Origin of the sequence: Nocardia veterana NBRC 100344 (assembly GCF_000308855.1) — a bacterium.
Classification (GTDB): domain Bacteria; phylum Actinomycetota; class Actinomycetes; order Mycobacteriales; family Mycobacteriaceae; genus Nocardia; species Nocardia veterana.
The window spans coordinates 1-20,919 of record NZ_BAGM01000083.1; the positions used below are offsets into that span (position 1 = coordinate 1).

A 20,919-nucleotide genomic window follows, 5' to 3' on the forward strand; every position below is an offset into this window, starting at 1 on the left:
CTCTTCCACAGGGGCCGCGGGCTTGTTCAGACGAGCAAAGGGCTGCACCCGGCGCAGCTCCGGCCGCAGGTCGGGTATCGAAGGACATCCGCTCATGCCGCTGGGCGCGCGTTCACCCGAGCCGTCCGGCAGCCTCCCGGCGGCCGCAACGCCGGATCGGTGTGTCGCGTCAACAGCACAGCAACTCCATGCCGCCGGGCATCCGCCCCAAAGAAGGCGACAGAACACCCGGCGGCCCATTCCTCCAAAAAGGGGACATCGAACTAGAAGCCGGCTCATCCACGACTATGCTCCGTTCCGCTCCCCGACTGCCACAGCGCCAGTCGCCGGTGCCGGCCACTGGGCACGCAACACACGCCACCCAAACCCGTCCACACGGGCGAAAGGTGTGCCTGCAACCGATCCTCAGGAGCTAGCCCGAACGGCAAAATCAGTCGCCCTACAGGACGTCCACAGGACGTCACAGGTCCACAAACGACAACAAACAGCAACCGGCAACACTCATCAACAACCACGAACCCGCAGGTCGCGCCGCTTCGCCGGACAAAACCAACCGGTCATCAGTAGCATCGAAGGATGCGATCGATCTGGAAGGGTTCCATCGCGTTCGGGCTGGTGAATGTCCCGGTGAAGGTTTACACCGCCACCGAGGACCATGACATCAGGTTTCATCAGGTCCACGCCAAGGACGGCGGACGGATCAAATACGACCGTGTCTGCACCGTGTGCGGGCAGTCGGTTGCCTTTGCCGATATCGACAAGGCCTACGAATCGCCGGAGGGCGACAAGGTCATTCTGACGGACGAGGATTTCGCGAAGCTGCCGGTCGCCGAGAAGCACGAGATTCCGGTGTTGCAGTTCGTGCCGTCCGAACAGATCGATCCGATCCTGTTCGATCGCAGCTATTACCTCGAGCCCGATTCCACTACGCCGAAGGCCTACGTGCTGCTGGCGAAGACGCTCGATCAGGTCGACCGGGTGGCGTTGGTGCATTTCACACTGCGGCAGAAGACGCGCTTGGCGGCGCTGCGGGTGCGCGACGGCGTGCTGGTGTTGCAGACGCTGCTGTGGCCGGACGAGGTGCGGGCCGCGGAGTTCGAATCGCTGGACGATGTCGCGGCCCCGCGGTCTCAGGAGGTCGCGATGGCGACCACGCTGGTCGACAGTATGTCCGAGGATTTCGACCCCGACCAGTACACCGACGAATATCAGATCGAGCTGAAGAAGCTGCTCGACGAGGCGATCGAATCGGGTTCGGATCGGGTGACCCGGCACGAAGAGGCCGAACCCGCCCAGATGGATGCCGAGGTTGTCGATCTGGTGGCGGCGTTGCAGCGCAGTCTGGAGGCGACCGGGCGTGGCGGCGAATCCGGCGGAAAGTCCGGCCGCGGTGGGCGTGCGGCGAAATCCACGTCGAAATCCACGGCCAAGGCGACGACGAAGCGCGCGGCGGCGAAATCCTCGAGCACGCGATCCGGCACCAAATCGACCGCGAAGAAGGCGGCTCCCAAGGCTACCAAGCAGACTCGCAAGGGCGCTTAGGGCGAAATCCCGCCCACCGATGCGGGATCGGGATCAACCGCCCCGTGGTCGCCGATTCCGGCAATCGTGAGATATCCGACTGATTCGGCGCGCCGATCGCGCGCGGGTCGGCCATACTTTGGCGGGGCCTGGCGGTTACCGTACGGTGCAATCACAGTTCGACCCGGTCGGGGCCCGGATCGTCCCCGTACCACCAGCTTCCGGAGGAACCACATATGACCAACCCGTCGGACCCGTACGGCCAGCAGCCAGGGCAGCCGGGCTACGGGTACCCGCCCCCGGGCCCGCAGCCGGGATACGGCGCTCCCCCGCCCGGGTACGGAGCGCCGCAGCCGGCCTACGGTGCCCCGCAGCCCGGCTACGGGCAGCCCGGATACGGCACCCCGCCGCCGGGATACGGTGCGGGACAACCCAATTACGGTGCGCAGCCGCCGGCCGGCTATCCGCCCGCCGGACCCGGCTACGGATATCCGCAACCCGGATTCGGGCCGCAGGCACCGTACGCGAGCTGGTTTCAGCGGGTCGGCGGCTACCTGGTCGACGGACTGATCATCGGCGTTCCGGGCGGCATCTTCTATCTGGTCGCCGCCCTGGCGGGGACCTCCGATGTGCACTGCACCTTCGACGACAGTTCGTACAGCAGCAGCTATTCCGTCGATTCGAGTTGTACCGGTGGCGGTTTCACCGGGCTCGGCATCGCGATGATGTTGATCGCGGTCGTGCTGTGGGCGGCGATCGGCCTGTATCTGATCTATCTCGAGGGAACCACCGGCCAGACGCCGGGTAAGAAGCTCGTCGGCATCCGCGTGATCAAGGAGGTCGACGGCCAGGTTCTCGGCTTCGGAATGGCGTTCGTGCGCAAGCTCTGCCACATCCTCGACAACGCCCTGTGCGGTCTCGGCTACCTCTGGCCGCTGTGGGACGAGAAGAAGCAGACCTTCGCCGACAAGATCATCGGCACCATCGTGGTGCAGGCGCCGCCGCAGTAGCCGGCAGCTCCGACGGCCCCGTTGCTCGGTCACGAGCGGCGGGGCCGTTGTTTTTCAGATCCCCTTCGGCGCCTGCGACGGCATGTACCCGAACAGGTAGCCCGCCACCCGGCGCATCTGAATCTCCTCCGCCCCCTCGGTGATTCGATACCGGCGGTGGTGACGGTAGATGTGTTCGAACGGCTGATGGCGCGAATATCCGAGCCCGCCGTAGATCTGCATGGCGCGGTCGGCCGCCTCACAACACAATCGATTGGCCCAGTAGTTGCACATCGAGACCTGTTCCGACGCGGCGAAGGTGCCGTAGCGGTCCATCGTCCACGCCGTCTTGTGCACGAGGGTGCGCAGCATCTCGCACTGGGTGTGCAATTCGACCAAGGGGAACTGGATCGCCTGGTTCTCGGCCAGCGCCTTACCGAAAGGCTTGCGCTGCTTGGCATATTCCACGGCTCGATCGATGCAGTACTGCGCCGCGCCCAGGCTCGACGCCGCCTGGCGGATGCGGTTCTCGTTGAAGAAATGCTGAACCACGGCCAGCCCGCGCCCTTCGGGTCCGAAAACCGCATCCTCGCCGACACGCACATCCCGCAACGTGACTCGCCCGTGGTCGGTCGGCATGTTGAACGTCCACAAATACTCCTCGACTGTGAACCCGCGGGTGTCCGGCGGCACCAGGAAGGCGGTGATGCCGATGGCGTCACCCGGTTGACCGGCGGTCCGCGCGAAGATCAGATCGGCGTCCGCGCTGTGAATGCCGGTGTTCCAGGTCTTTTCGCCGTTCAGGACCCAGCCGCTACCGTCGCGCACCGCCCGGGTTTCCATATGCGTGGCGTCGGAGCCGTGCTCGGGTTCGGTGATGCCGAAGGCGAAGAATTTCGTCCCGGCCGCCAAACCCTCCACCCACTCGGATTTCTGCTGAGACGAACCGTATTCGAGCATCAACATCAGGCCGACGTTGTTGGCGACGACGGCATGTTCGTTCTGCAGATCGCAGTGCAGCCCCAGTCCGCGGCGGGCCAGGTGTTCCCGGATGACGGCCATATCGAGATTGGTTCCGCCGCGGCCGCCGTATTCGGGTGGGAAGGCGTAGCGGTAGTGTCCGGCGGCGTCGGCGCGCCGCCGCGCCCGTGCCAGTAGCTCCTCCCACTCGGCGCTGGGTAAACCGCCCCGGTCCCAGTCGGTGCGGGCGTCCTCGCGGCGGTGATCGAAGAAGCGGATGTTGTCGTTCTCGCGCTCGAGCGGCACGATTTCGCTCTCGATGAAGGCATCGAGTTCGGCGAGATAGTCGGTCAGCTCTCGGGGAATATCGAAATCCACTGCCGCTCCTACCGTTTCGCGCGGAGCCGGACGGCACATGCGTTCCGGTGGCCGCTCGCGGTTGTCGTTCGCGGAACTCACGATAACGTGCCCGGCCGGGTGTCGGTGCTGAACAACGGGAGGAGCAGCGGGATTTCGAACTCGTGCCGGACAGGCCGACGGCCGGCCCGGATATCCGGGCCGGCCGTCGAGACCGAAGGAATCGAATCGAGATCAGCGTGCGTTGGCGGTGCAGCTGCTCAAGGCGATGGTGGCCGGGCGCGGGCTGGCACTGCCCAGATCCGGGAACGGCGGAGCGCTCAAACCCAGAAAATCCCGAGCTTGCTTCTCGGCTTCGGTCTGGGTCGGACCCCAGCCGACGGCGATCCGGCCGTCGGCGCCCTGCGCCACCGCGCCACAGCCATTGCTGAAGTCGAGAATGACCCGGCAGTCACCGCGACCGCAATGCGCCTTGGCCGCCGCATCCGCGCTCGGCGCGTCCGCGTAGTTGGCGGCCGCGGCCACCACTCCGGTGCTGTCGGAGAACGCGATCGCGCCGTGCAGGTCGCCGGCGGCCTGCGCCGAGCCGGCAGCGCCCACCGTGAGCGCCGCACCGGCGAGTGCCGCGGCGGCCGCCGCCTGCGCTCGCCGCGAAAACATCTGAGACATCCGTGAATCCACCCCGATCAACTCTGCGTAACCGACGCAGCCGATCCTGCTCCACGAGGGCCTCGTATGTCCAATTCGTGAACCGGACGGCCGGTTTCGCGTTGTCGTATCAGACGGTGAAGCCCAGGGCACGCAACTGTTCGCGGCCGTCGTCGGTGATCTTGTCCGGGCCCCACGGCGGCATCCAGACCCAGTTGATCTTCAGGTCCTCCACCAGACCGCTGCGCACCAGCGCGTTGCGCGACTGATCCTCGATCACGTCGGTCAGCGGGCAGGCCGCGGACGTGAGAGTCATATCGAGCACCGCGACCTCGTCCTCGAGGCGCATACCGTAGACCAGACCGAGATCCACCACATTGATCCCGAGTTCGGGGTCGACGACATCGCGCATCGCCTCTTCCATATCCTCGAGCAGGGCGATCTGTTCCTGGCTGAGCTCCTGCTGCGGAGCCTCCGTGTTCGTCGGCTGCTCGGTGCTCGGCTGTTCGGTTGCCGGCGTCTCACTCATGACGTTCCCCATCGTTTCCGGACCCGTTGCCCATGGTCCGCTTGGTCTCTTCGGCCGAGGTGATCCGGACCACCGCATCCTTGAATGCCATCCAGCCCAGCAGCGCGCATTTCACGCGCGCGGGATACTTCGAGACCCCCGCCAGGGCGATACCGTCGCCGATGACGTCCTCGTCGCCCTCGACCGTGCCGCGGCTCGAGATCATCTCGTTGTAGGAGTCGACCACCTTCAGCGCCTGCTGCACGGGCTGGCCGATGACCTGATCGGTGAGGATCGAGGTCGCGGCCTGGCTGATCGAACAGCCCTGCCCGTCGTAGGACACATCGGCCACATCACCGTTGTCGTCGATGTGCACCCGGAGCGTCACCTCGTCACCGCAGGTCGGGTTGACGTGATGCACTTCGGCACCGAACGGCTCCCGCAACCCGCGGTGATGCGGATGCTTGTAGTGGTCCAGGATCACTTCCTGGTACATCTGTTCCATACGCATTGCGAAATCTCACGCCCCGTTCACTGGTCGCTCGCGCTCACCGGATTCAACGGTCGGCCACACCGAAGAATTTCTGTGCCTTACGGACCGCGGCCACCAGCGCCTCCACCTCGTCGAGGGTGTTGTAGACCGCGAAGGAGGCCCGGGCGGTGGCGGGGACGCCGAGTCGGCGCATCAGGGGCCAGGCGCAGTGGTGCCCGACCCGGATGGCGACACCCTCGTCGTCCAGGATCTGCCCGACGTCGTGCGGGTGGATACCGTCGACCACGAACGACACCGCACCACCGCGATCCACGTTCTCGGTCGGTCCGACGATGTGCACGCCGTCGATCGCGCCGAGTCCCTCCAGGGCGGCGCCGACCAGCGTATGTTCGTGCGCGGCAACGGCTTCCATCCCGATCGCGTCGAGATACCGCACGGCCGCGCCCAATCCGACCACCTGCGAGGTCATCGGCACGCCGGCCTCGAACCGCTGCGGCGGCGCCGCGTAGGTGGTGGCCTCCATGGTGACCGTCTCGATCATCGACCCACCGGTGATGAACGGCGGGGTCTCCTCGAGCAGGGCGTAGCGGCCGTAGAGCACGCCGACACCGGACGGACCCAGCATCTTGTGCCCGGAGAACGCGGCGAAGTCGACGCCGAGCTCACGGAAGTTCACCGGCATGTGCGGGACCGACTGGCAGGCGTCGAGCACCACCAGCGCGCCGACCGCCTTGGCGCGGCGCACCATCTCCTGCACGTCGGCGACCGCACCGGTCACATTCGACTGATGGGTGAAGGCGACGACCTTGGTCGCGGGCGAGAGCTCCAGCGAATCCAGATCGATACGACCGTCGTCGGTGATGCCGTACCACTTCAGGGTCGCGCCGGTCCGACGCGCGAGTTCCTGCCACGGAACGAGATTCGCGTGATGCTCCAGTTCGGTGATCACGATCTCGTCGCCCGGTCCCACGTGGTACGGGAAACGGTCGTCGGAGAACGAATACGTCACCAGGTTCAGCGATTCGGTCGCGTTCTTGGTGAACACGATCTCGTTCGCGTCCACCCCCACGAAGCGCGCGATATCGGCCCGTGCGCCCTCGTAGGCGTCGGTCGCCTCCTCGGCGAGCTGATGCGCGCCGCGGTGTACGGCGGCGTTGGTGTGGGTGAGGAATTCGCGTTCGGCGTCCAGGACGGCCAGCGGTCGCTGCGAGGTGGCCCCGGAATCCAGGTACACCAACGGTTTTCCGTCACGCACCGTCCGGTTCAGGATCGGGAAATCGGCCCGGATCCTGGCGACGTCGAGTGTGCGTGGCACAGCGGTCATATCAGGCTCCCGCGGTCGCGGTCTGTGTGAAGCGGACGTAGCCGTTGGCATCGAGTTCGTCGGCCAGCTCGGAGCCACCCTCGGCGACGATGCGGCCGCCCACGAACACGTGCACGAACTGCGGCTGGATGTAGCGCAGGATCCGGGTGTAGTGGGTGATCAGCAGGATGCCGCCGTTCTCGCGCTCCTTGTAGCGGTTGACGCCCTCGGAGACGATGCGCAGCGCGTCGACGTCCAGACCGGAGTCGGTCTCGTCGAGGATCGCGATCTTCGGCTTGAGCAGGCCCAGCTGCAGGATTTCGTGGCGCTTCTTCTCACCGCCGGAGAAGCCTTCGTTGACGCTGCGGTCGGCGAAGGCGGCGTCGATCTCCAGCTCGCCCATCGATTCCTTGACTTCCTTGACCCAGTGGCGCAGCTTCGGGGCCTCGCCGCGCACGGCGGTGGCGGCGGTGCGCAGGAAGTTCGACATGGACACGCCCGGCACCTCGACGGGGTACTGCATGGCCAGGAACAGCCCGGCGCGGGCGCGCTCGTCGACGGACATCGCCAGGACGTCCTCGCCGTCGAGGGTGATCGAGCCCTGGGTCACGGTGTACTTCGGGTGCCCCGCGATGGCGTAGGACAGGGTGGACTTGCCGGAGCCGTTCGGGCCCATGATGGCGTGGGTCTCGCCCGATTTCACGGTGAGGTTCACGCCCTTGAGGATCTTGATGGGCTCGCCGTTGCCGTCCGGATTGGCGACTTCGGCGTGCAGGTCCTTGATTTCGAGGGTGGTCATTGCATTCCTTCTGGGCTGATGGAGGTTTCGGGCTGCCGGGACGCGTCGGTGCTACGCACCGATGGCGGCGAGTTCGGCCTCGATGGCCGACTCCAGCCGCTCCCGGATCTCGACGACCGCGATCTTCTGGATGATCTCGTGGAAGAAACCACGCACCACCAGACGGCGGGCGGCCTCCTCCGGAATACCGCGAGCACGCAGGTAGAACAGCTGCTCATCGTCGAATCGGCCCGTCGCCGAGGCGTGTCCGGCGCCGAGGATCTCGCCGGTCTCGATCTCGAGGTTCGGCACCGAGTCGGCGCGGGCGCCGTCGGTGAGGACCAGATTGCGATTGGCCTCGTAGGTGTCGGTGCCCTCGGCCTCGGCACGGATCAGCACGTCGCCGACCCAGACGGTGTGCGCGTCGGGCTTGTCCGAACTGGGATCGCCCTGCAGCGCACCCTTGTACAGCACATTGGACTTGCAGTGCGGCTGCGCGTGGTCGACCAGCAGGCGCTGCTCGAAATGCTGGCCGTCGTCGGCGAAGTACAGGCCGAGCAGTTCGGCGTCGCCGCCGGGGCCGTCGTAGCGCACGGTCGCGGTCAGGCGCACCAGATCACCACCGAGGGTGACGTCGGTGTGCCGCAGCACGGCATCGCGACCCAGCTTGGCGTGATGGGCGGTGACGTGCACGGCGTCGTCGGCCCAGTCCTGGACCGCGACCACGGTCAGCTTGGCGCTGTCACCGAGCACGAATTCCACATTCTCGGCGTAGGTTCCGCTGCCACGCTGATCGATCACCACGGTCGCGACCGCGAAGTTGCCGAGCCGGATCTGCAGATGACCGAACGCCGTCTTGTCCGCACCGGGACCGGTGACCCGGACGACGACCGGGCGGTCCACCTCGGTCTCGGCGCCGACCGACACCACGGTCGCCTGCTCGAAGCCCGAATAAGCCTGGGCGGCAACGCGATCGGTGGGCACGCCGCCGGCGCCGAGCCGGGGGTCGTCGCGGCCGACGGTCTCGACCGTCACACCGTCGATCGCGGCGCCGTCGACGGCGCCCACCTCGATGCCGGCCCGGCCGTCACGCACGGCGGTGCCGTCGTGCAGACCGCGCAGCCGGCGCAGCGGGGTGAACCGCCACGCCTCGTCGTGGGCCGAGGGCACCTCGAAGGCGGCCACGTCGAACGAGGCGAACAGCTCACCCTTGTTGACGGCCGGCACGCGGGCCTCGCCCGCGACAGCAACGTTCTCGACCGGCATCAGCCGACCGCTCCTTCCATCTGCAGCTCGATGAGCCGGTTCAGTTCCAGCGCGTACTCCATCGGCAATTCCTTGGCGATCGGCTCGACGAAGCCGCGCACCACCATCGCCATCGCCTCGTCCTCGGTGAGGCCGCGGCTCATCAGGTAGAACAGCTGATCCTCGGACACCTTCGAGACGGTGGCCTCGTGGCCCATCGTCACGTCGTCCTCGCGGATGTCGACATAGGGGTAGGTGTCGGAGCGGCTGATCGTATCCACCAGCAGCGCATCGCATTTCACGGTCGACTTGGAGCCGTGCGCACCCTTGTTGACCTGGACCAGGCCACGATAGGAGGCCCGGCCGCCACCGCGCGCGACCGACTTCGACACGATGGTCGACGAGGTGTGCGGCGCCAGGTGCAGCATCTTGGCGCCGGTGTCCTGGTGCTGGCCCTCACCGGCGAACGCCACCGAGAGCACCTCGCCCTTGGCGTGCTCACCGGTCATCCACACCGCGGGGTACTTCATGGTGACCTTGGAACCGATATTGCCGTCGATCCACTCCATGGTCGCGCCCGCGCCCGCCTTGGCCCGCTTGGTGACCAGGTTGTAGACGTTGTTCGACCAGTTCTGGATGGTGGTGTAGCGGCAGCGGCCCCCGTCCTTGACGATGATCTCCACGACCGCCGAGTGCAGCGAGTCCGACTTGTAGATCGGCGCGGTACAACCCTCGACGTAGTGCACGTACGCGCCCTCGTCGACGATGATCAGTGTGCGCTCGAACTGGCCCATGTTCTCGGTGTTGATCCGGAAGTAGGCCTGCAGCGGGATGTCGACGTGCACGCCCGGCGGCACGTAGATGAACGAGCCACCCGACCACACCGCGGTGTTCAGCGCGGAGAACTTGTTGTCACCGGCCGGAATGACCGAACCGAAGTACTGCTGGAAGATCTCCGGGTGCTCGCGCAGACCGGTGTCGGTGTCGAGGAAGATCACGCCCTGAGACTCGAGGTCTTCGCGGATCTGGTGGTAGACCACCTCCGACTCGTACTGGGCGGCCACACCGGCGACCAGGCGCTGCTTCTCCGCCTCCGGGATGCCCAGCTTGTCGTAGGTGTTCTTGATGTCCTCGGGCAGATCTTCCCAGCTCTCGGCCTGCTTCTCGGTCGAGCGCACGAAGTACTTGATGTTGTCGAAGTCGATGCCCTCGAGATTGGAGCCCCAGTTCGGCATCGGCTTGCGGTCGAAGATCCGCAGCGCCTTGAGGCGGATGTCGAGCATCCACTCCGGCTCGTTCTTCTTCGCCGAGATATCGCGCACGACGTCCTCGGACAGGCCGCGCTTGGCGCTGGCGCCGGCGATATCCGAATCCGCCCAGCCGTAGCCGTAATTACCCAGCGAGGCGATGGTCTCCTCTTGGGTCAGCGGCTGATTCTGGGGCGCATCGGATTCACGGCTCGCCGTGGTGGTCGACGTCATTCGGCACTCCTTCCGGAGTCGTTTCGAGCGGCCGTTGCGGGCTGGGCAACGGGGCGGGTGGGCTGAGCGGTGCTCGTAGGGGGAACGGACAGGGGGACGTGGGTGGTGCAGGCGCAATCACCGTTGGCGATGGTCGCCAGTCGCTGCACATGGGTGCCGAGCAACTCGCGAAACGCCTCCAGTTCGGCCGCGCACAGCTCCGGGAATTCCTCGGCGACATGCGAGACCGGGCAATGATGCTGGCATATCTGCACGCCGGAACCGACCTTGCGGGTGGTCGCGGCGAATCCCGCATCGCTGAACGCCTCGGCGATCTCGTCGGCCTTGGCCTCGATCTCCACCGGGGTGTGCTGGGCCAGGCGGTCGATACCGGCAACGATGGAACCCACCCGGCGCCGGGCGAATTCCATGATCGCCGAATCGCCACCGAGTTCACGCAGCTGCCGCATCGCGGCACCGGCCAGATCGTCGTAAGCGTGCCCCAGCCGGCCACGACCGGCCGCGGTCAGCTGGAACTGCTTGGCGGGACGCCCGCGGCCCTGCTGCTGCCACGGGGCCGAGCGCATCGCCCGCGCCTCGCCGGATTCGATCAGCGCATCCAGGTGCCGGCGCACACCGGCCGGACTCAGGCCCAGCCGCTGACCGATCGCGGTGGCGGTGATCGGTCCCTCCTCCAGCAACAGCTGGACGACGGCGGCCCGGGTATGTCCCTCACCGGTGGCGGCCGGGGACGCGGCGACGGACCGGGCGCCCTGCTGACGCTCGGTTTTCACCTCGTTCTCCCGCAAACCCACGGTTTTCACAACATCAGTGTGACGGAATTATTTCCCGCATTCTAGTAAGGGTCCCCTGATTAGCGGCTCGGCGCGGCTCCCACCTGGGCCTGCGCGGCCCGTGCGATGCACCACAGTCCGCTCCCCGACGGCGCGCCCGCCCCGGCACGCACCCCGGCTACGCTTGGCATCCGTGGCGGTTGTGGAAGGCGCATGGCGTAGGAGCATCGAGATCGGACGCCGGGCACTCGGCCTGGACGTCCCGCCCGCCGATCACACCATCGCGGTCCTACACACCGTCGAGCCCGACGCGCCGGGCCTGGATGCGCGCGAGACCGCGCAGTTCGCCCGCATCCGGCTGCTCGGGGCGACCGGATCGGTGCTGATGGCGATCAGCGCTCTCGGGGTCGCCGCCCAGCCGGTGCTGCAGAATCCGGTCTCAGGGGTCCGGGTGATCGGCGTGTTCGCACGCTGGCAGACCTCCTCGCTCGCGCTCTGCATGATCGGCACGGTCTTCGTCGTGATGGCCTGGCTGCTGCTCGGCCGGTTCGCGGTCGGCGGATTCGGCGGCTCCCCGGTCCACCGGCTCAGTCGCTCCCAGCTCGACCGCACGCTCCTGCTGTGGATCATCCCGCTCTCGGTGGCGCCGCCGCTGTTCTCCAACGACGTCTATTCGTATCTGGCTCAGAGCGAGATCGCCGCCCGCGGCCTGGATCCGTACGAGGTCGGTCCCGCCACCGGCCTGGGCCTGCACAACGTGCTCACCTACAACGTGCCCAACATCTGGCGCGACACCCCCGCCCCCTACGGGCCGCTGTTTCTGTGGATGGGCCGCGGAATCGCGCACCTGACCGGCGACAACATCATTCTCGGGGTATGGGCGCACCGGTTGCTGGCACTGGCCGGCGTGGCCTTGATCGTCTGGGCCCTGCCGCGGCTGTCGCGGCGTTGCGGGGTCGCGCCGGTCAGTGCGCTGTGGCTCGGCGCGGCCAATCCCCTCGTGCTGTTCCACCTGGTCGGTGGCGTGCACAACGACGCGCTGATGCTGGGCCTGATGCTCGCCGGCACGGAGTTCTGCCTGCGCGCGCTGGCCACCGAGCACGCTCCCGGTCTGGGCGGTTTCGATCAGCGCGGCTGGATGCTGCTGATCTTCGGAACCGTGGTGATCACCCTGTCGTCGTCGGTGAAGTTCACCTCGATCATCGCGCTCGGATTCGTGGGCATGGCGCTGGCCCGGCGCTGGGGGCGGGGGTGGAAGCCACTGCTGACCTCGGCCGCGGTCCTCGGCGCCATCACGATCGTCACCACCCTGTTCGTCAGCTACGCCTCCGGACTCGGGTTCGGCTGGACGCATACGCTCAATACCGCCAGCGCCGTGCGCAGTTGGATGTCGCTGCCGACCGCGATCGGCATCATCACCGGATTCGGCGGCGTGCTCCTGGGTCTGGGCGATCACACCACCGCGCTGCTGAGCATCACCCGCCCGATCGCGGGCGCGGTGGCCGCGATGATCACGCTGCGGATGCTCATCGCCACCTGGACCGGCCGGCTGCAGCCGGTGGGTGCCATGGGCGTATCACTGGCCGCGATCGTCCTGCTCTTCCCGGTGGTGCAGCCGTGGTATCTGCTGTGGGCGATCGTGCCGCTCGCGGCCTGGGCGACGACGGCCGCCTTCCGGGTGCCGGCGGTGATCTTCTCCGCGGTGGTGAGCGTGATGCTGATGCCTCGCGGCGCCGACTTCGGCGTTTTCCAGATCATCGAGGCGGCCGTCGCGGTCGTCGTCGTCGCGCTCGGTTTCATCGCCGTGACCCGGAATATGCTGCCGTGGCGCAACCGGACAGGGGTGTCTGCTCCGTCACAGCCGGGCCCGGCATACGGTGTCTCCTCGTGAGTGCGCCCTACGCCGGCGAGGCGACACCGTGACCACCGCAGCGCAGCCAGCCGTCCGCATCGACGGCGTCGTGAAACGCTACGGCGAGACCACCGCCGTCGACGGCATCGCGTTCGAGGTCGGCCGCGCGGAGGTGCTCGCGCTGCTCGGCCCGAACGGCGCCGGCAAGACCACCACCGTGGAGATGTGCGAGGGCTTCCTGTCGCCGGACGCGGGTTCGGTGCGGGTGCTGGGCCTGGACCCGGTCGCCGATTCCGACCGGCTGCGCCCGCGCATCGGCGTGATGCTGCAGGGCGGCGGCGCGTATCCGGGGTCACGCGCCGGGGAGATGCTCGACCTGGTCGCCTCCTACGCGGCCGATCCGCTCGATCCGCAGTGGCTGCTCGACACCCTCGGCCTGCACGACGCCCGCCGCACCCCCTACCGGCGGCTCTCCGGCGGTCAGCAGCAGCGACTGGCCCTGGCCTGCGCGCTGGTCGGGCGCCCGGAGCTGGTGTTTCTCGACGAGCCGACCGCCGGGATGGATGCCCAGGCCCGGCATCTGGTGTGGGAGCTGATCGATGCGCTGCGCCGCGACGGCGTCGGCGTCCTGCTCACCACGCACATGATGGACGAGGCCGAACAGCTGGCCGACCGGCTGGTCATCATCGATCACGGCCGGATCGTCGCCGCCGGCACCCCGGCCGAGGTCACCTCCGCCGGCGCCGAGGGGCAGTTGCGTTTCAGCGCACCGCCGAAACTCGATCTGTCGCTGCTGGAAAGCGCACTGCCGGAAGGCTTCTCGCCCACCGAGACCGCGCCGGGTTCCTATCTGCTGCGCGGCGACATCACCCCGCAGGTGCTGGCCACCGTGACCGCCTGGTGCGCACGAATCGACGTGCTGCCCACCGATATTCGCATCGACCAGCGCCGGCTGGAGGATGTATTCCTCGAACTGACCGGACGGGAGTTGCGCGGATGACCGAGTCACGGCCCGGAGGAGGCAGCGTGCGTAACCACGGAGGGCCCCTCGGGCATTCGCCGAAGGACGCAGCATGACCCGGACCGCCGATCGTTTCGCCCCCGGCACCTTCACCCCCGCGCCGCGCCCCGCCCCGCGCGCGGCGATGCTGGCCGCCCAGACCCGCATGGAACTGATCCTGTTGCTGCGCAACGGCGAACAGCTGCTGCTCACCATGTTCATCCCGATCACGCTGCTGATCGGACTGACCCTGCTGCCGTTGGGTTCCAGTCTCGGTGAACACCACAAGGTGGACCGCATCGTGCCCGCGGTGATGATGGTCGCGATCATGTCCACCGCCTTCACCGGCCAGGCCATCGCCGTCGGCTTCGACCGCCGCTACGGAGCGTTGAAACGCCTGGGCGCCACCGCGTTACCGCGCTGGGGCATCGTCGGCGGCAAATGCGCGGCCGTGCTGATCGTGGTCGTCCTCCAGTCGGTGCTGCTCGGGCTGATCGGCGTCGCGCTGGGCTGGCGGCCCGCGATCGGCGGGCTGCTGCTCGGCGCGCTGGTCATCGCCCTCGGCACCGCCTCCTTCGCGGCCATGGGGCTGCTGCTGGGCGGCACACTGAAGGCCGAGATCGTGCTCGCGCTCGCCAATATCCTCTGGTTCGTGATGCTCGGCGTCGCCAGCCTGGTCTTCGCCTCGGACAATCTGCCGGAGGCGGTCACGGTGATCGCCCGCCTGATTCCGTCCGGTGCGCTGGCCGAGGCCCTCGATCGGGCCCTGCACACCGGCGTGGACTGGTACGGGATCGTCGTCCTCGTGGTCTGGGGTGTGGTGACCGGCTGGCTGGCCACCCGATTCTTCCGATTCGACTGAGACGCACCGAAGCCGGCAGGCGAGAGCAACGACACAACGTAGTAGCCCCCGTGCGGGGGCAGATTCGGCTGCGTCTACCATCGTTTCGTGCTGACACGCGCATTTGTGCGACTCGTCGATTTTCTTCCGCTGCCCTCGCTCCGGGTGCAGCGCATCATCGCGCTGGCGGTCATCCTGTCCCAGGCCGGGATCTCGGTGACCGGTTCGATCGTGCGCGTCACCTCCTCCGGACTGGGCTGCCCGACCTGGCCGCAGTGCTTCCCGGGCAGCTTCACCCCCGTCGCGCACGCCGAGGTTCCGGCGCTGCATCAGGCGGTGGAGTTCTCCAACCGGCTGCTCACCTTCGCCGTGACCCTGTGCGCCGCGCTGGTGGTGCTGGCGGTCGTCCGCGCGCGCCGGCGCCGTGAAGTGATCGGCTACGCGTGGCTGATGCCCGGCGGCACGGTGCTGCAGGCCGTCATCGGTGGAATCACCGTCCGCAGCGGCCTGCTGTGGTGGACGGTGTCGGTGCATCTGCTGGCCTCGATGTTGATGGTGTGGCTGGCGACCCTGCTGTTCGCCAAGATCGGCGAGCCCGACGACGGTGTCGACGTGGTGCAGGTGCCGGCGCCGCTGCGCTGGCTCACCGCGCTCAGCGCCGTCGCGATGACCGGAACGCTGATCGCCGGAACACTCGTCACCGGCGCCGGACCGCACGCCGGGGACAAGAGCGTCGAACGGCCCGTCGCCCGCCTGCAGGTGGAGATCGTGACGCTGGTCCACGCCCACGCGGAGTTGCTGGTGGCCTATCTGGCGCTGCTGATCGGGCTCGGCTTCGGGCTGGCCGCGGTGGGCATGACGCGCGCGATCCGGATTCGGCTGATCGTGGTGATCGCGACCGTATGCGGGCAGGCGCTGGTCGGCATCGTGCAGTACTTCACCCATGTTCCGGCGGCCCTGGTGGTGGTCCACGTCGGCGGCGCGACCGCGTGCATCGCCGCAACCGCGGCACTGTGGGCGGCCATGCGGACCCGCGAACGCGTCAGCGCACCCGCCCCGGAGACCGCCCGTACCTCCTGAGCCAGGCTCGCTCGATCCGGGATTCCCGAGATCGCCCGTGCCGGGTCATAATTCACCCATGCCGACCTATGCGTACCGCTGCCGGGAATGCACGGAATCGTTCGAGCTGACCCGGCCGATGAGCGAATCCGCCGCCCCGGCGATCTGCCCGGGCGGCCACTCCGACACCGTCAAACTCCTCACCACGGTCGCCCTGACCGGCAAGGCGGCCGGTTCGGCCGCACCGGCGCCGGCGGCTGCCGGGGGTGGCTGCTGCGGCGGCGGATGTTGCGGCTGACGGTGTCCAAGCGGACAGGTGCGGGTCGTCGGCGAGCGGGTCCCGGGCGCCGGTGAGTCTGCTGGAGATCCTCATCCCTATCCGGCCGAGCCCGGCGAGCCGATTCGGCGTCGGGTAGGTGGCGATGAGCCGGCTGCCGCCGGCACTGCGCGCCGCGACCACCGCCGGCGGCGAATCGACCTGCGGCTGCGTCAGATACGGCAGCACGCCCTCCCGAAGTAGTTGTCCGGCAACGGGATCGGAGAAGAATCCGACTGCCGGCCGGTCGTCGGCCACCGCCCGGCCCTGACAGACCAGGACCGCGGTCCGGCTCGCCGCTTTATCCGCTACCCCGCCGATTATGGCCCCTCGGCGGACCGGTCAGGCCGTGGCGCCGGGCCCGATCCACTCCGCGAAGCGGCGCTCGATTCCGCCGGTGGCCAGCTGACTCGCGAGCCAACCGTTCACCACGGCCGCGGTCACGGGCTCGTTCTTCGGCAGCAGGAATACCTTGCCGAACGAATCGAACGGTTTCTCGGGGTGCAGCACGCGCAGATCCGGATGTTGCCGGGCGCGATAGCGGCCCTCGACCGAGTCGGTGACGAACACATCGGCGCGACCGGCCGAGATCTGGTCGAAGATGGTCACGTTGTCCGGCCACACGGTCAGCTGGGCGTGCGGGAAATGGGTGCGCGCGAATTGTTCGTTGGTTCCGCCCCGATTGACTATCACCCGCACCTGCGGTTGATCGATCTGGGCGATCGTGGCGTAGGCGTCGGCGTCCGCGGCGCGCACGATCGGTGTCTTGCCGTCGGTACCGTAGCTCAGCGAGAAGTCCGCGTAGGCGCGCCGTGCGGCGGAATCGGAGATCCCGCCGACGGCGAGATCGCAGCTGCGCGCGGCGAAATCGGCGCTCATCGACGACCAGGTGGTGGGCACGAATCGAAGCGGCCGATGCAGCAGCTCGGCCATGTCTCGCACCAGGTCGATATCGATGCCCCGATAGCCGCCCCGACCGTCCGCGACCGAATACGGCGGATAGTCGCCGGTGGTGCAGACGCGCATCGCCTCGGGCGCATCGGCACGCGCCGGGGCGGCAACAGCCAGGAGCGTGGCCGCAACAGCCGCCGCGACGGCCGGGATTCGGCGCGGAATCGCCTTCCCCATGCGGTCACCGCTCGTTGCGAGCCTTCGGGTACCTGCTCTGCCGGGCTACCCAGCCGGCCATCTTGGCCCAATGCCCCTTGGCGGGGTTGGCCGCGGCGCTCAGATCGCGGTCCCAGTGCTCGGTCTCGGCCAGTCCGTCGACGGCCTCGACCACGGCCTTGGCGGTGGGCAGATCGTCGACGACCCGGTCGCCGAGAACGCCGTCGGCGCCGACCAGGGTGATCCGCACGCCGATGCGTCCGATCGGCTGCAGCACGGCCATGCCCGAACCGCCGTGTTCGGCGACGAACTTCTTGACCGAATCGATGACGGCGGCCGACGGCTTCGCCGGGGCCACGGTGGCGGTTTCGCTCATGGCGGCGAGTTTACCGCCCGGTAGTGTGGCCGCGACCGCCCTGTCGGCGGGCCCGGGCGGCGCCGGGTGTAGAACTGGATTCCATGCGCGCCATTCAGGTCAGCGAACACGGTGGTCCCGAGGTGCTCGTCGCCACGGAGGTCGACGATCCCGTCATCGGTCCGAATCAGCTGCTCGTCGACACCGAGGCGGCGGGTGTCAATTTCATCGACACCTATATCCGCACCGGCACCTATCCGCAGCCGGTGCCCTACATTCCGGGGTCGGAAGGCACCGGCGTGGTGGCCGCGGTCGGCGCCGAGGTGACCGATTTCACCGTCGGCGACCGCGTGGCGTGGGCGGCCGCCCCCGGTAGTTACGCCGAGCGAGTCGCGGTGGATACGGCGGTGGCGGTCGCGGTTCCGGACAGGGTCCCGGCGGCGGTGGCGGCCTCGGCACTGCTGCAGGGAATGACCGCGCACTATCTGATCGAATCGGTCTACAAGCCGGCGCCGGGGGAAACGATTCTGGTGCATGCCGGCGCCGGCGGGGTGGGACTGTTGTTGACCCAGCTCGCGGCGGCCCGCGATATCCGCGTCATCACCACCGTATCCACCGATGCCAAGGAGGAGTTGTCGCGCGAGGCCGGGGCTACACATGTGCTGCGCTACGGCGACGATCTGGCGCAGCGGGTGCGCGAGCTCACCGCCGGTGAAGGCGTGGCGGCGGTCTACGACGGTGTGGGCGCGGCGACCTTCGAGGCGAGCCTGGCGTCGTTGCGGATTCGCGGCATGCTGGCCCTGTTCGGCGCCGCCAGCGGTCAGGTTCCCCCGTTCGATCTGCAGCGGCTCAACCCGGCGGGGTCACTGTTCGTCACCCGCCCGACGCTCGCGCACTACACCCGCGACCGCGCCGAATTGACCTGGCGCGCAGGCGATGTCATGAACGCGATCGCGGACGGAACGCTGCGGGTGCGCATCGGTGCGGAATATCCACTGGCCGAGGCTGCGCAGGCGCATCGCGACCTGCAGGCCCGCAAGACCACCGGGTCGATCGTGCTGGTGCCCTGACCGGGATCAGTAGTCGCGGCCGGTGAGCCCCCGGTAGACGAACCGGGTCAAGCCCGCCATCGCCTGCTCGTCGTCGATGTCGAGCACGCCCTCCTGGACCGCGTCGACGGCGGCTCGCACGAGCAGAAACATCAGTGCCACACTGAATCCCGGGGTCGCGGGCAGCCGTAGTCCGGCCGCGTCGAAGCCGTCGACATGGTCGACGATCTCGGCCAGTTGATCCGCCGAGAATCGACGGGCGATCCGGGCGAAGTCCTCGTCGACGAGCGCGGCCTGCGCGACCGCCCGCAGGACCGGCCAATGGTCGCGCGAGAACCTCCAGAACGCCTCGACGTGAAAGGCGACCGCCTCGGGCCGGGTGAAGTCGGGATCGTGGGCTCCCGTCTCCGCGGAGGTGTCCCCCTCGGCGGCGAAATCTTCCAGCAGCGCCTGCAGCAACTGCTCCTTCCCGGCGAAGTGGTTGTAGAACGACCCCGCCGATCGGCCCGCCGCGGCGGTGATGTCGACGATCTTGGTGTTCAGGTACCCGCGTTCGGCGAACAGGCGCCGCGCCGCGTCCTTGAGCGCCTGCTCGGTCTCCGCGGACCGTTCCTTGCGACTGCCGCCCCGCTCGCGTCCGGTCGCCATCACACCTCCTTGACTCCGGACATTAGCAACCCGCACACTGAATCTACATTCAGTGAATTTTAATTCAGCAATGGAGTCCTCATGTCAGCACGTGTACTCATCGCCGGAGCCGGCCCGACCGGACTCACCCTCGCCATCGATCTGGCCCGTCGCGGCATCGACCTGCGGATCGTGGACCGTGCCGCGACCCCGTTCGCCGGCTCCCGGGGGGACGGGATCCAGCCCCGCACCCTGGAGGTCTTCGACGACCTGGGCGTGCTGGACGCAGTGCTGGCGGCGGGTTCGCCGATGCCGCTCATCCGCATCCATCTCGGTGGCGAGCCGGTCGCCGAACGCCGGATGAGCGAAATGTGCGACCCGACCCCGGCGGTGCCGTATCCGAATCCGTGGGTGCTCGGACAGTCCGATACCGAACGGCTGCTGCGTGCCCGGCTCGCCGATTTCGGGGTGGCGGTCGAATTCGGCACGGCCGTGGCCGATTTCGCGCAGGATGCGGAGGGGGTCACCGTCACTCTGGCCGGCCCGGCGGGCATCGAGACGGCGCGGGTGGCCTATCTGGTCGGCGCCGACGGCGGCGCGAGCGCCGTCCGCCGAACTCTCGGTGTCGCGTTCGCGGGAACCACCGACGAATCGATCCGGATGCTGCTCGGCGATGTGACGGCCACCGGACTCGACCACGAATTCGGCTACTGGTTCGCACCCGCCGACGCACCGGCGGAGGGCATCTCGCTGACCCCACTGCCCGGTGGCGCCCTGTTCCAGTTCGCGACGCCGCTGAGCCGGGATGCCGAACCGACCCGGGAGCTGCTGCAGCGCCGGCTCGAGCAGGTGTCGGGGCGCGCGGACATCGTCCTCGCGGAGCCGGTCTGGTCGACGGTGTGGCGGCCGAATCTCCGGCTCGCCGAACGATTCCGGGTGGGTCGGGTGCTGCTGGCCGGCGATGCCGCGCACGTCCATCCGCCGACCGGCGGCCAGGGCATGAACACCGGGATCCAGGACGCCTACAACCTCGGTTGGAAACTGGCCGCGGCCCTCGACGGCGACGACCGTCCGCTCGACAGCTACGAGCCCGAACGCCGGGGCGTCGCCCTGCAGGTACTCGGACTGAGCTCCGAGCTCCTGACCAGACATCTCGCCGGTCGCGAGGACGCCCTCGAACGCGGACCGCAGACCCGGCAACTCGGCATCACGTACCGCTCCCCCGCCGACAACGGCGCCCTCACCGCCGGCGATCGCGCGCCGGACGCACCGCTGCGCCGCGGCGACGGCACCGTCGTGCGACTGTTCGATCTGTTCCGGGGGCCGCACGCGACGCGGTTGTCGTTCGGCACGCCCGTCACCACCGCCGCAGAGCCGGGCATCCGCGCCTACTCCATCGTCGAGCCCGGCCGACAGGTCGCGACCGGGCAATTGGTCGCGGTCGACGGGCATGCCTTCGCCGCCTACGCCGCCACAGCCGGGACCGAAGTGCTGGTGCGGCCGGACGGACACCTCGCCTGGCGCCGGCAGAGGTGACCCGCCGACGAACCGGGCCATGCCATAGTGGATGATCTGTGCTGCCGCCCAAGCCGATTCGCCCGCTTCGCCGTACCGTCGTACGGTGATCGGACGGCCGCTCGGGCCGGCCGGCAGAACA

At 68.1% G+C, this 20,919-nt stretch carries 21 protein-coding genes; 9 read left to right on the forward strand and 12 right to left on the reverse strand.

Annotated features, from left to right (window positions below; genetic code table 11):
• Positions 1-576 precede the first annotated feature (576 nt).
• Both ku and ON37_RS14340 read left to right on the forward strand, forming a co-directional pair.
• Positions 577-1,542, forward strand: a complete 966-nt coding sequence (ku, locus tag ON37_RS14335) for a non-homologous end joining protein Ku (RefSeq protein WP_040719892.1) — start codon at positions 577-579, stop codon at positions 1,540-1,542.
• A gap of 215 nt (positions 1,543-1,757) precedes the next feature.
• Positions 1,758-2,531: an RDD family protein gene (locus tag ON37_RS14340; RefSeq protein WP_040719894.1), complete on the forward strand. Its 774-nt coding sequence runs from the start codon at positions 1,758-1,760 to the stop codon at positions 2,529-2,531.
• A 54-nt stretch (positions 2,532-2,585) separates the two neighbouring features.
• Here ON37_RS14340 and ON37_RS14345 read toward each other — a convergent pair whose 3' ends face one another.
• From ON37_RS14345 to ON37_RS14385, 9 genes are all read right to left on the reverse strand, one after another.
• Positions 2,586-3,887 (reverse strand): acyl-CoA dehydrogenase family protein, encoded by a 1,302-nt coding sequence (locus tag ON37_RS14345; protein ID WP_210741745.1) that lies wholly within the window; start codon positions 3,885-3,887, stop codon positions 2,586-2,588.
• 174 nt (positions 3,888-4,061) lie between these two features.
• Positions 4,062-4,496, reverse strand: coding sequence for a DUF4189 domain-containing protein (locus ON37_RS30980; protein WP_245553199.1), 435 nt, complete (start codon positions 4,494-4,496; stop codon positions 4,062-4,064).
• Positions 4,497-4,605: 109 nt separating this feature from the next.
• Positions 4,606-5,004 (reverse strand): metal-sulfur cluster assembly factor, encoded by a 399-nt coding sequence (locus tag ON37_RS14355; RefSeq protein ID WP_040719898.1) that lies wholly within the window; start codon positions 5,002-5,004, stop codon positions 4,606-4,608.
• Entirely contained in the window at positions 4,997-5,494 is a 498-nt protein-coding gene (gene sufU, locus ON37_RS14360; protein WP_040719900.1) for a Fe-S cluster assembly sulfur transfer protein SufU, read from the reverse strand. The genes ON37_RS14355 and sufU overlap by 8 nt, the downstream gene beginning before the upstream one ends.
• Positions 5,495-5,540: 46 nt before the next feature.
• Positions 5,541-6,800 (reverse strand): cysteine desulfurase, encoded by a 1,260-nt coding sequence (locus tag ON37_RS14365; protein WP_040719901.1) that lies wholly within the window; start codon positions 6,798-6,800, stop codon positions 5,541-5,543.
• 1 nt (position 6,801) lies between these two features.
• Positions 6,802-7,578, reverse strand: coding sequence for a Fe-S cluster assembly ATPase SufC (gene sufC, locus ON37_RS14370; RefSeq protein WP_040719903.1), 777 nt, complete (start codon positions 7,576-7,578; stop codon positions 6,802-6,804).
• A 51-nt stretch (positions 7,579-7,629) separates the two neighbouring features.
• Entirely contained in the window at positions 7,630-8,823 is a 1,194-nt protein-coding gene (gene sufD / locus ON37_RS14375; RefSeq protein WP_040719905.1) for a Fe-S cluster assembly protein SufD, read from the reverse strand.
• Positions 8,823-10,283: a Fe-S cluster assembly protein SufB gene (gene sufB, locus ON37_RS14380; RefSeq protein WP_040719906.1), complete on the reverse strand. Its 1,461-nt coding sequence runs from the start codon at positions 10,281-10,283 to the stop codon at positions 8,823-8,825. The genes sufD and sufB overlap by 1 nt, the downstream gene beginning before the upstream one ends.
• Positions 10,280-11,077, reverse strand: a complete 798-nt coding sequence (locus ON37_RS14385; RefSeq protein ID WP_051031599.1) for a helix-turn-helix transcriptional regulator — start codon at positions 11,075-11,077, stop codon at positions 10,280-10,282. Before ON37_RS14385 ends, sufB begins: the two co-directional genes overlap by 4 nt.
• Before the next feature lie 172 nt (positions 11,078-11,249).
• Here ON37_RS14385 and mptB point away from each other — a divergent pair, with 172 nt between their 5' ends.
• The 5 genes from mptB to ON37_RS14410 all read left to right on the forward strand — a co-directional run bounded on the left by mptB (position 11,250) and on the right by ON37_RS14410 (position 16,106).
• Positions 11,250-12,947, forward strand: a complete 1,698-nt coding sequence (gene mptB, locus ON37_RS14390) for a polyprenol phosphomannose-dependent alpha 1,6 mannosyltransferase MptB (RefSeq protein ID WP_040719908.1) — start codon at positions 11,250-11,252, stop codon at positions 12,945-12,947.
• 28 nt (positions 12,948-12,975) lie between these two features.
• The gene (locus tag ON37_RS14395) at positions 12,976-13,908 is read left to right on the forward strand and encodes an ABC transporter ATP-binding protein (RefSeq protein ID WP_040719910.1); all 933 of its coding nucleotides are present in this window, start codon (positions 12,976-12,978) and stop codon (positions 13,906-13,908) included.
• Between the two features lie 73 nt (positions 13,909-13,981).
• Positions 13,982-14,770, forward strand: coding sequence for an ABC transporter permease (locus ON37_RS14400; RefSeq protein WP_040719912.1), 789 nt, complete (start codon positions 13,982-13,984; stop codon positions 14,768-14,770).
• Positions 14,771-14,857: 87 nt separating this feature from the next.
• A complete protein-coding gene (locus tag ON37_RS14405) occupies positions 14,858-15,829 on the forward strand; it encodes a COX15/CtaA family protein (RefSeq protein ID WP_040719914.1) in 972 nt (323 codons plus the stop codon).
• A 58-nt stretch (positions 15,830-15,887) separates the two neighbouring features.
• Entirely contained in the window at positions 15,888-16,106 is a 219-nt protein-coding gene (locus ON37_RS14410) for an FmdB family zinc ribbon protein (RefSeq protein ID WP_040719915.1), read from the forward strand.
• A gap of 360 nt (positions 16,107-16,466) precedes the next feature.
• Here ON37_RS14410 and ON37_RS14415 read toward each other — a convergent pair whose 3' ends face one another.
• Positions 16,467-17,252 carry a transporter substrate-binding domain-containing protein gene (locus tag ON37_RS14415; RefSeq protein WP_040719917.1) on the reverse strand — a complete coding sequence of 262 codons (786 nt, stop codon included), beginning with the start codon at positions 17,250-17,252 and terminating at the stop codon, positions 16,467-16,469.
• A gap of 4 nt (positions 17,253-17,256) precedes the next feature.
• Positions 17,257-17,607 (reverse strand): hypothetical protein, encoded by a 351-nt coding sequence (locus ON37_RS14420; RefSeq protein ID WP_040719918.1) that lies wholly within the window; start codon positions 17,605-17,607, stop codon positions 17,257-17,259.
• A gap of 83 nt (positions 17,608-17,690) precedes the next feature.
• On the opposite strand from ON37_RS14420, the gene ON37_RS14425 reads away from it, so the two are divergent.
• Positions 17,691-18,656 carry a quinone oxidoreductase family protein gene (locus tag ON37_RS14425; RefSeq protein WP_040719920.1) on the forward strand — a complete coding sequence of 322 codons (966 nt, stop codon included), beginning with the start codon at positions 17,691-17,693 and terminating at the stop codon, positions 18,654-18,656.
• 6 nt (positions 18,657-18,662) lie between these two features.
• On the opposite strand, the gene ON37_RS14430 is transcribed toward ON37_RS14425, so the two are convergent.
• On the reverse strand, positions 18,663-19,283 hold the full coding sequence (locus ON37_RS14430; protein WP_040719922.1) for a TetR/AcrR family transcriptional regulator: 621 nt from the start codon (positions 19,281-19,283) through the stop codon (positions 18,663-18,665).
• 81 nt (positions 19,284-19,364) lie between these two features.
• Here ON37_RS14430 and ON37_RS14435 point away from each other — a divergent pair, with 81 nt between their 5' ends.
• Positions 19,365-20,798, forward strand: coding sequence for an FAD-dependent monooxygenase (locus ON37_RS14435; RefSeq protein WP_040719924.1), 1,434 nt, complete (start codon positions 19,365-19,367; stop codon positions 20,796-20,798).
• The last annotated feature ends 121 nt before the right edge of the window (positions 20,799-20,919 follow it).

Bases quoted from the DNA above. Each gene is read 5' to 3' on its own strand.
- ku (WP_040719892.1), top strand. From the start codon at position 577: ATGCGATCGATCTGGAAGGGTTCCATCGCGTTCGGGCTGGTGAATGTC.
- ON37_RS14340 (WP_040719894.1), top strand. From the start codon at position 1,758: ATGACCAACCCGTCGGACCCGTACGGCCAGCAGCCAGGGCAGCCGGGC.
- ON37_RS14345 (WP_210741745.1), bottom strand. From the start codon at position 3,887: ATGTGCCGTCCGGCTCCGCGCGAAACGGTAGGAGCGGCAGTGGATTTC.
- ON37_RS30980 (WP_245553199.1), bottom strand. From the start codon at position 4,496: ATGTCTCAGATGTTTTCGCGGCGAGCGCAGGCGGCGGCCGCCGCGGCA.
- ON37_RS14355 (WP_040719898.1), bottom strand. From the start codon at position 5,004: ATGAGTGAGACGCCGGCAACCGAACAGCCGAGCACCGAGCAGCCGACG.
- sufU (WP_040719900.1), bottom strand. From the start codon at position 5,494: ATGCGTATGGAACAGATGTACCAGGAAGTGATCCTGGACCACTACAAG.
- ON37_RS14365 (WP_040719901.1), bottom strand. From the start codon at position 6,800: ATGACCGCTGTGCCACGCACACTCGACGTCGCCAGGATCCGGGCCGAT.
- sufC (WP_040719903.1), bottom strand. From the start codon at position 7,578: ATGACCACCCTCGAAATCAAGGACCTGCACGCCGAAGTCGCCAATCCG.
- sufD (WP_040719905.1), bottom strand. From the start codon at position 8,823: ATGCCGGTCGAGAACGTTGCTGTCGCGGGCGAGGCCCGCGTGCCGGCC.
- sufB (WP_040719906.1), bottom strand. From the start codon at position 10,283: ATGACGTCGACCACCACGGCGAGCCGTGAATCCGATGCGCCCCAGAAT.
- ON37_RS14400 (WP_040719912.1), top strand. From the start codon at position 13,982: ATGACCCGGACCGCCGATCGTTTCGCCCCCGGCACCTTCACCCCCGCG.
- ON37_RS14410 (WP_040719915.1), top strand. From the start codon at position 15,888: ATGCCGACCTATGCGTACCGCTGCCGGGAATGCACGGAATCGTTCGAG.
- ON37_RS14415 (WP_040719917.1), bottom strand. From the start codon at position 17,252: ATGGGGAAGGCGATTCCGCGCCGAATCCCGGCCGTCGCGGCGGCTGTT.
- ON37_RS14420 (WP_040719918.1), bottom strand. From the start codon at position 17,607: ATGAGCGAAACCGCCACCGTGGCCCCGGCGAAGCCGTCGGCCGCCGTC.
- ON37_RS14425 (WP_040719920.1), top strand. From the start codon at position 17,691: ATGCGCGCCATTCAGGTCAGCGAACACGGTGGTCCCGAGGTGCTCGTC.
- ON37_RS14430 (WP_040719922.1), bottom strand. From the start codon at position 19,283: ATGGCGACCGGACGCGAGCGGGGCGGCAGTCGCAAGGAACGGTCCGCG.
- ON37_RS14435 (WP_040719924.1), top strand. From the start codon at position 19,365: ATGTCAGCACGTGTACTCATCGCCGGAGCCGGCCCGACCGGACTCACC.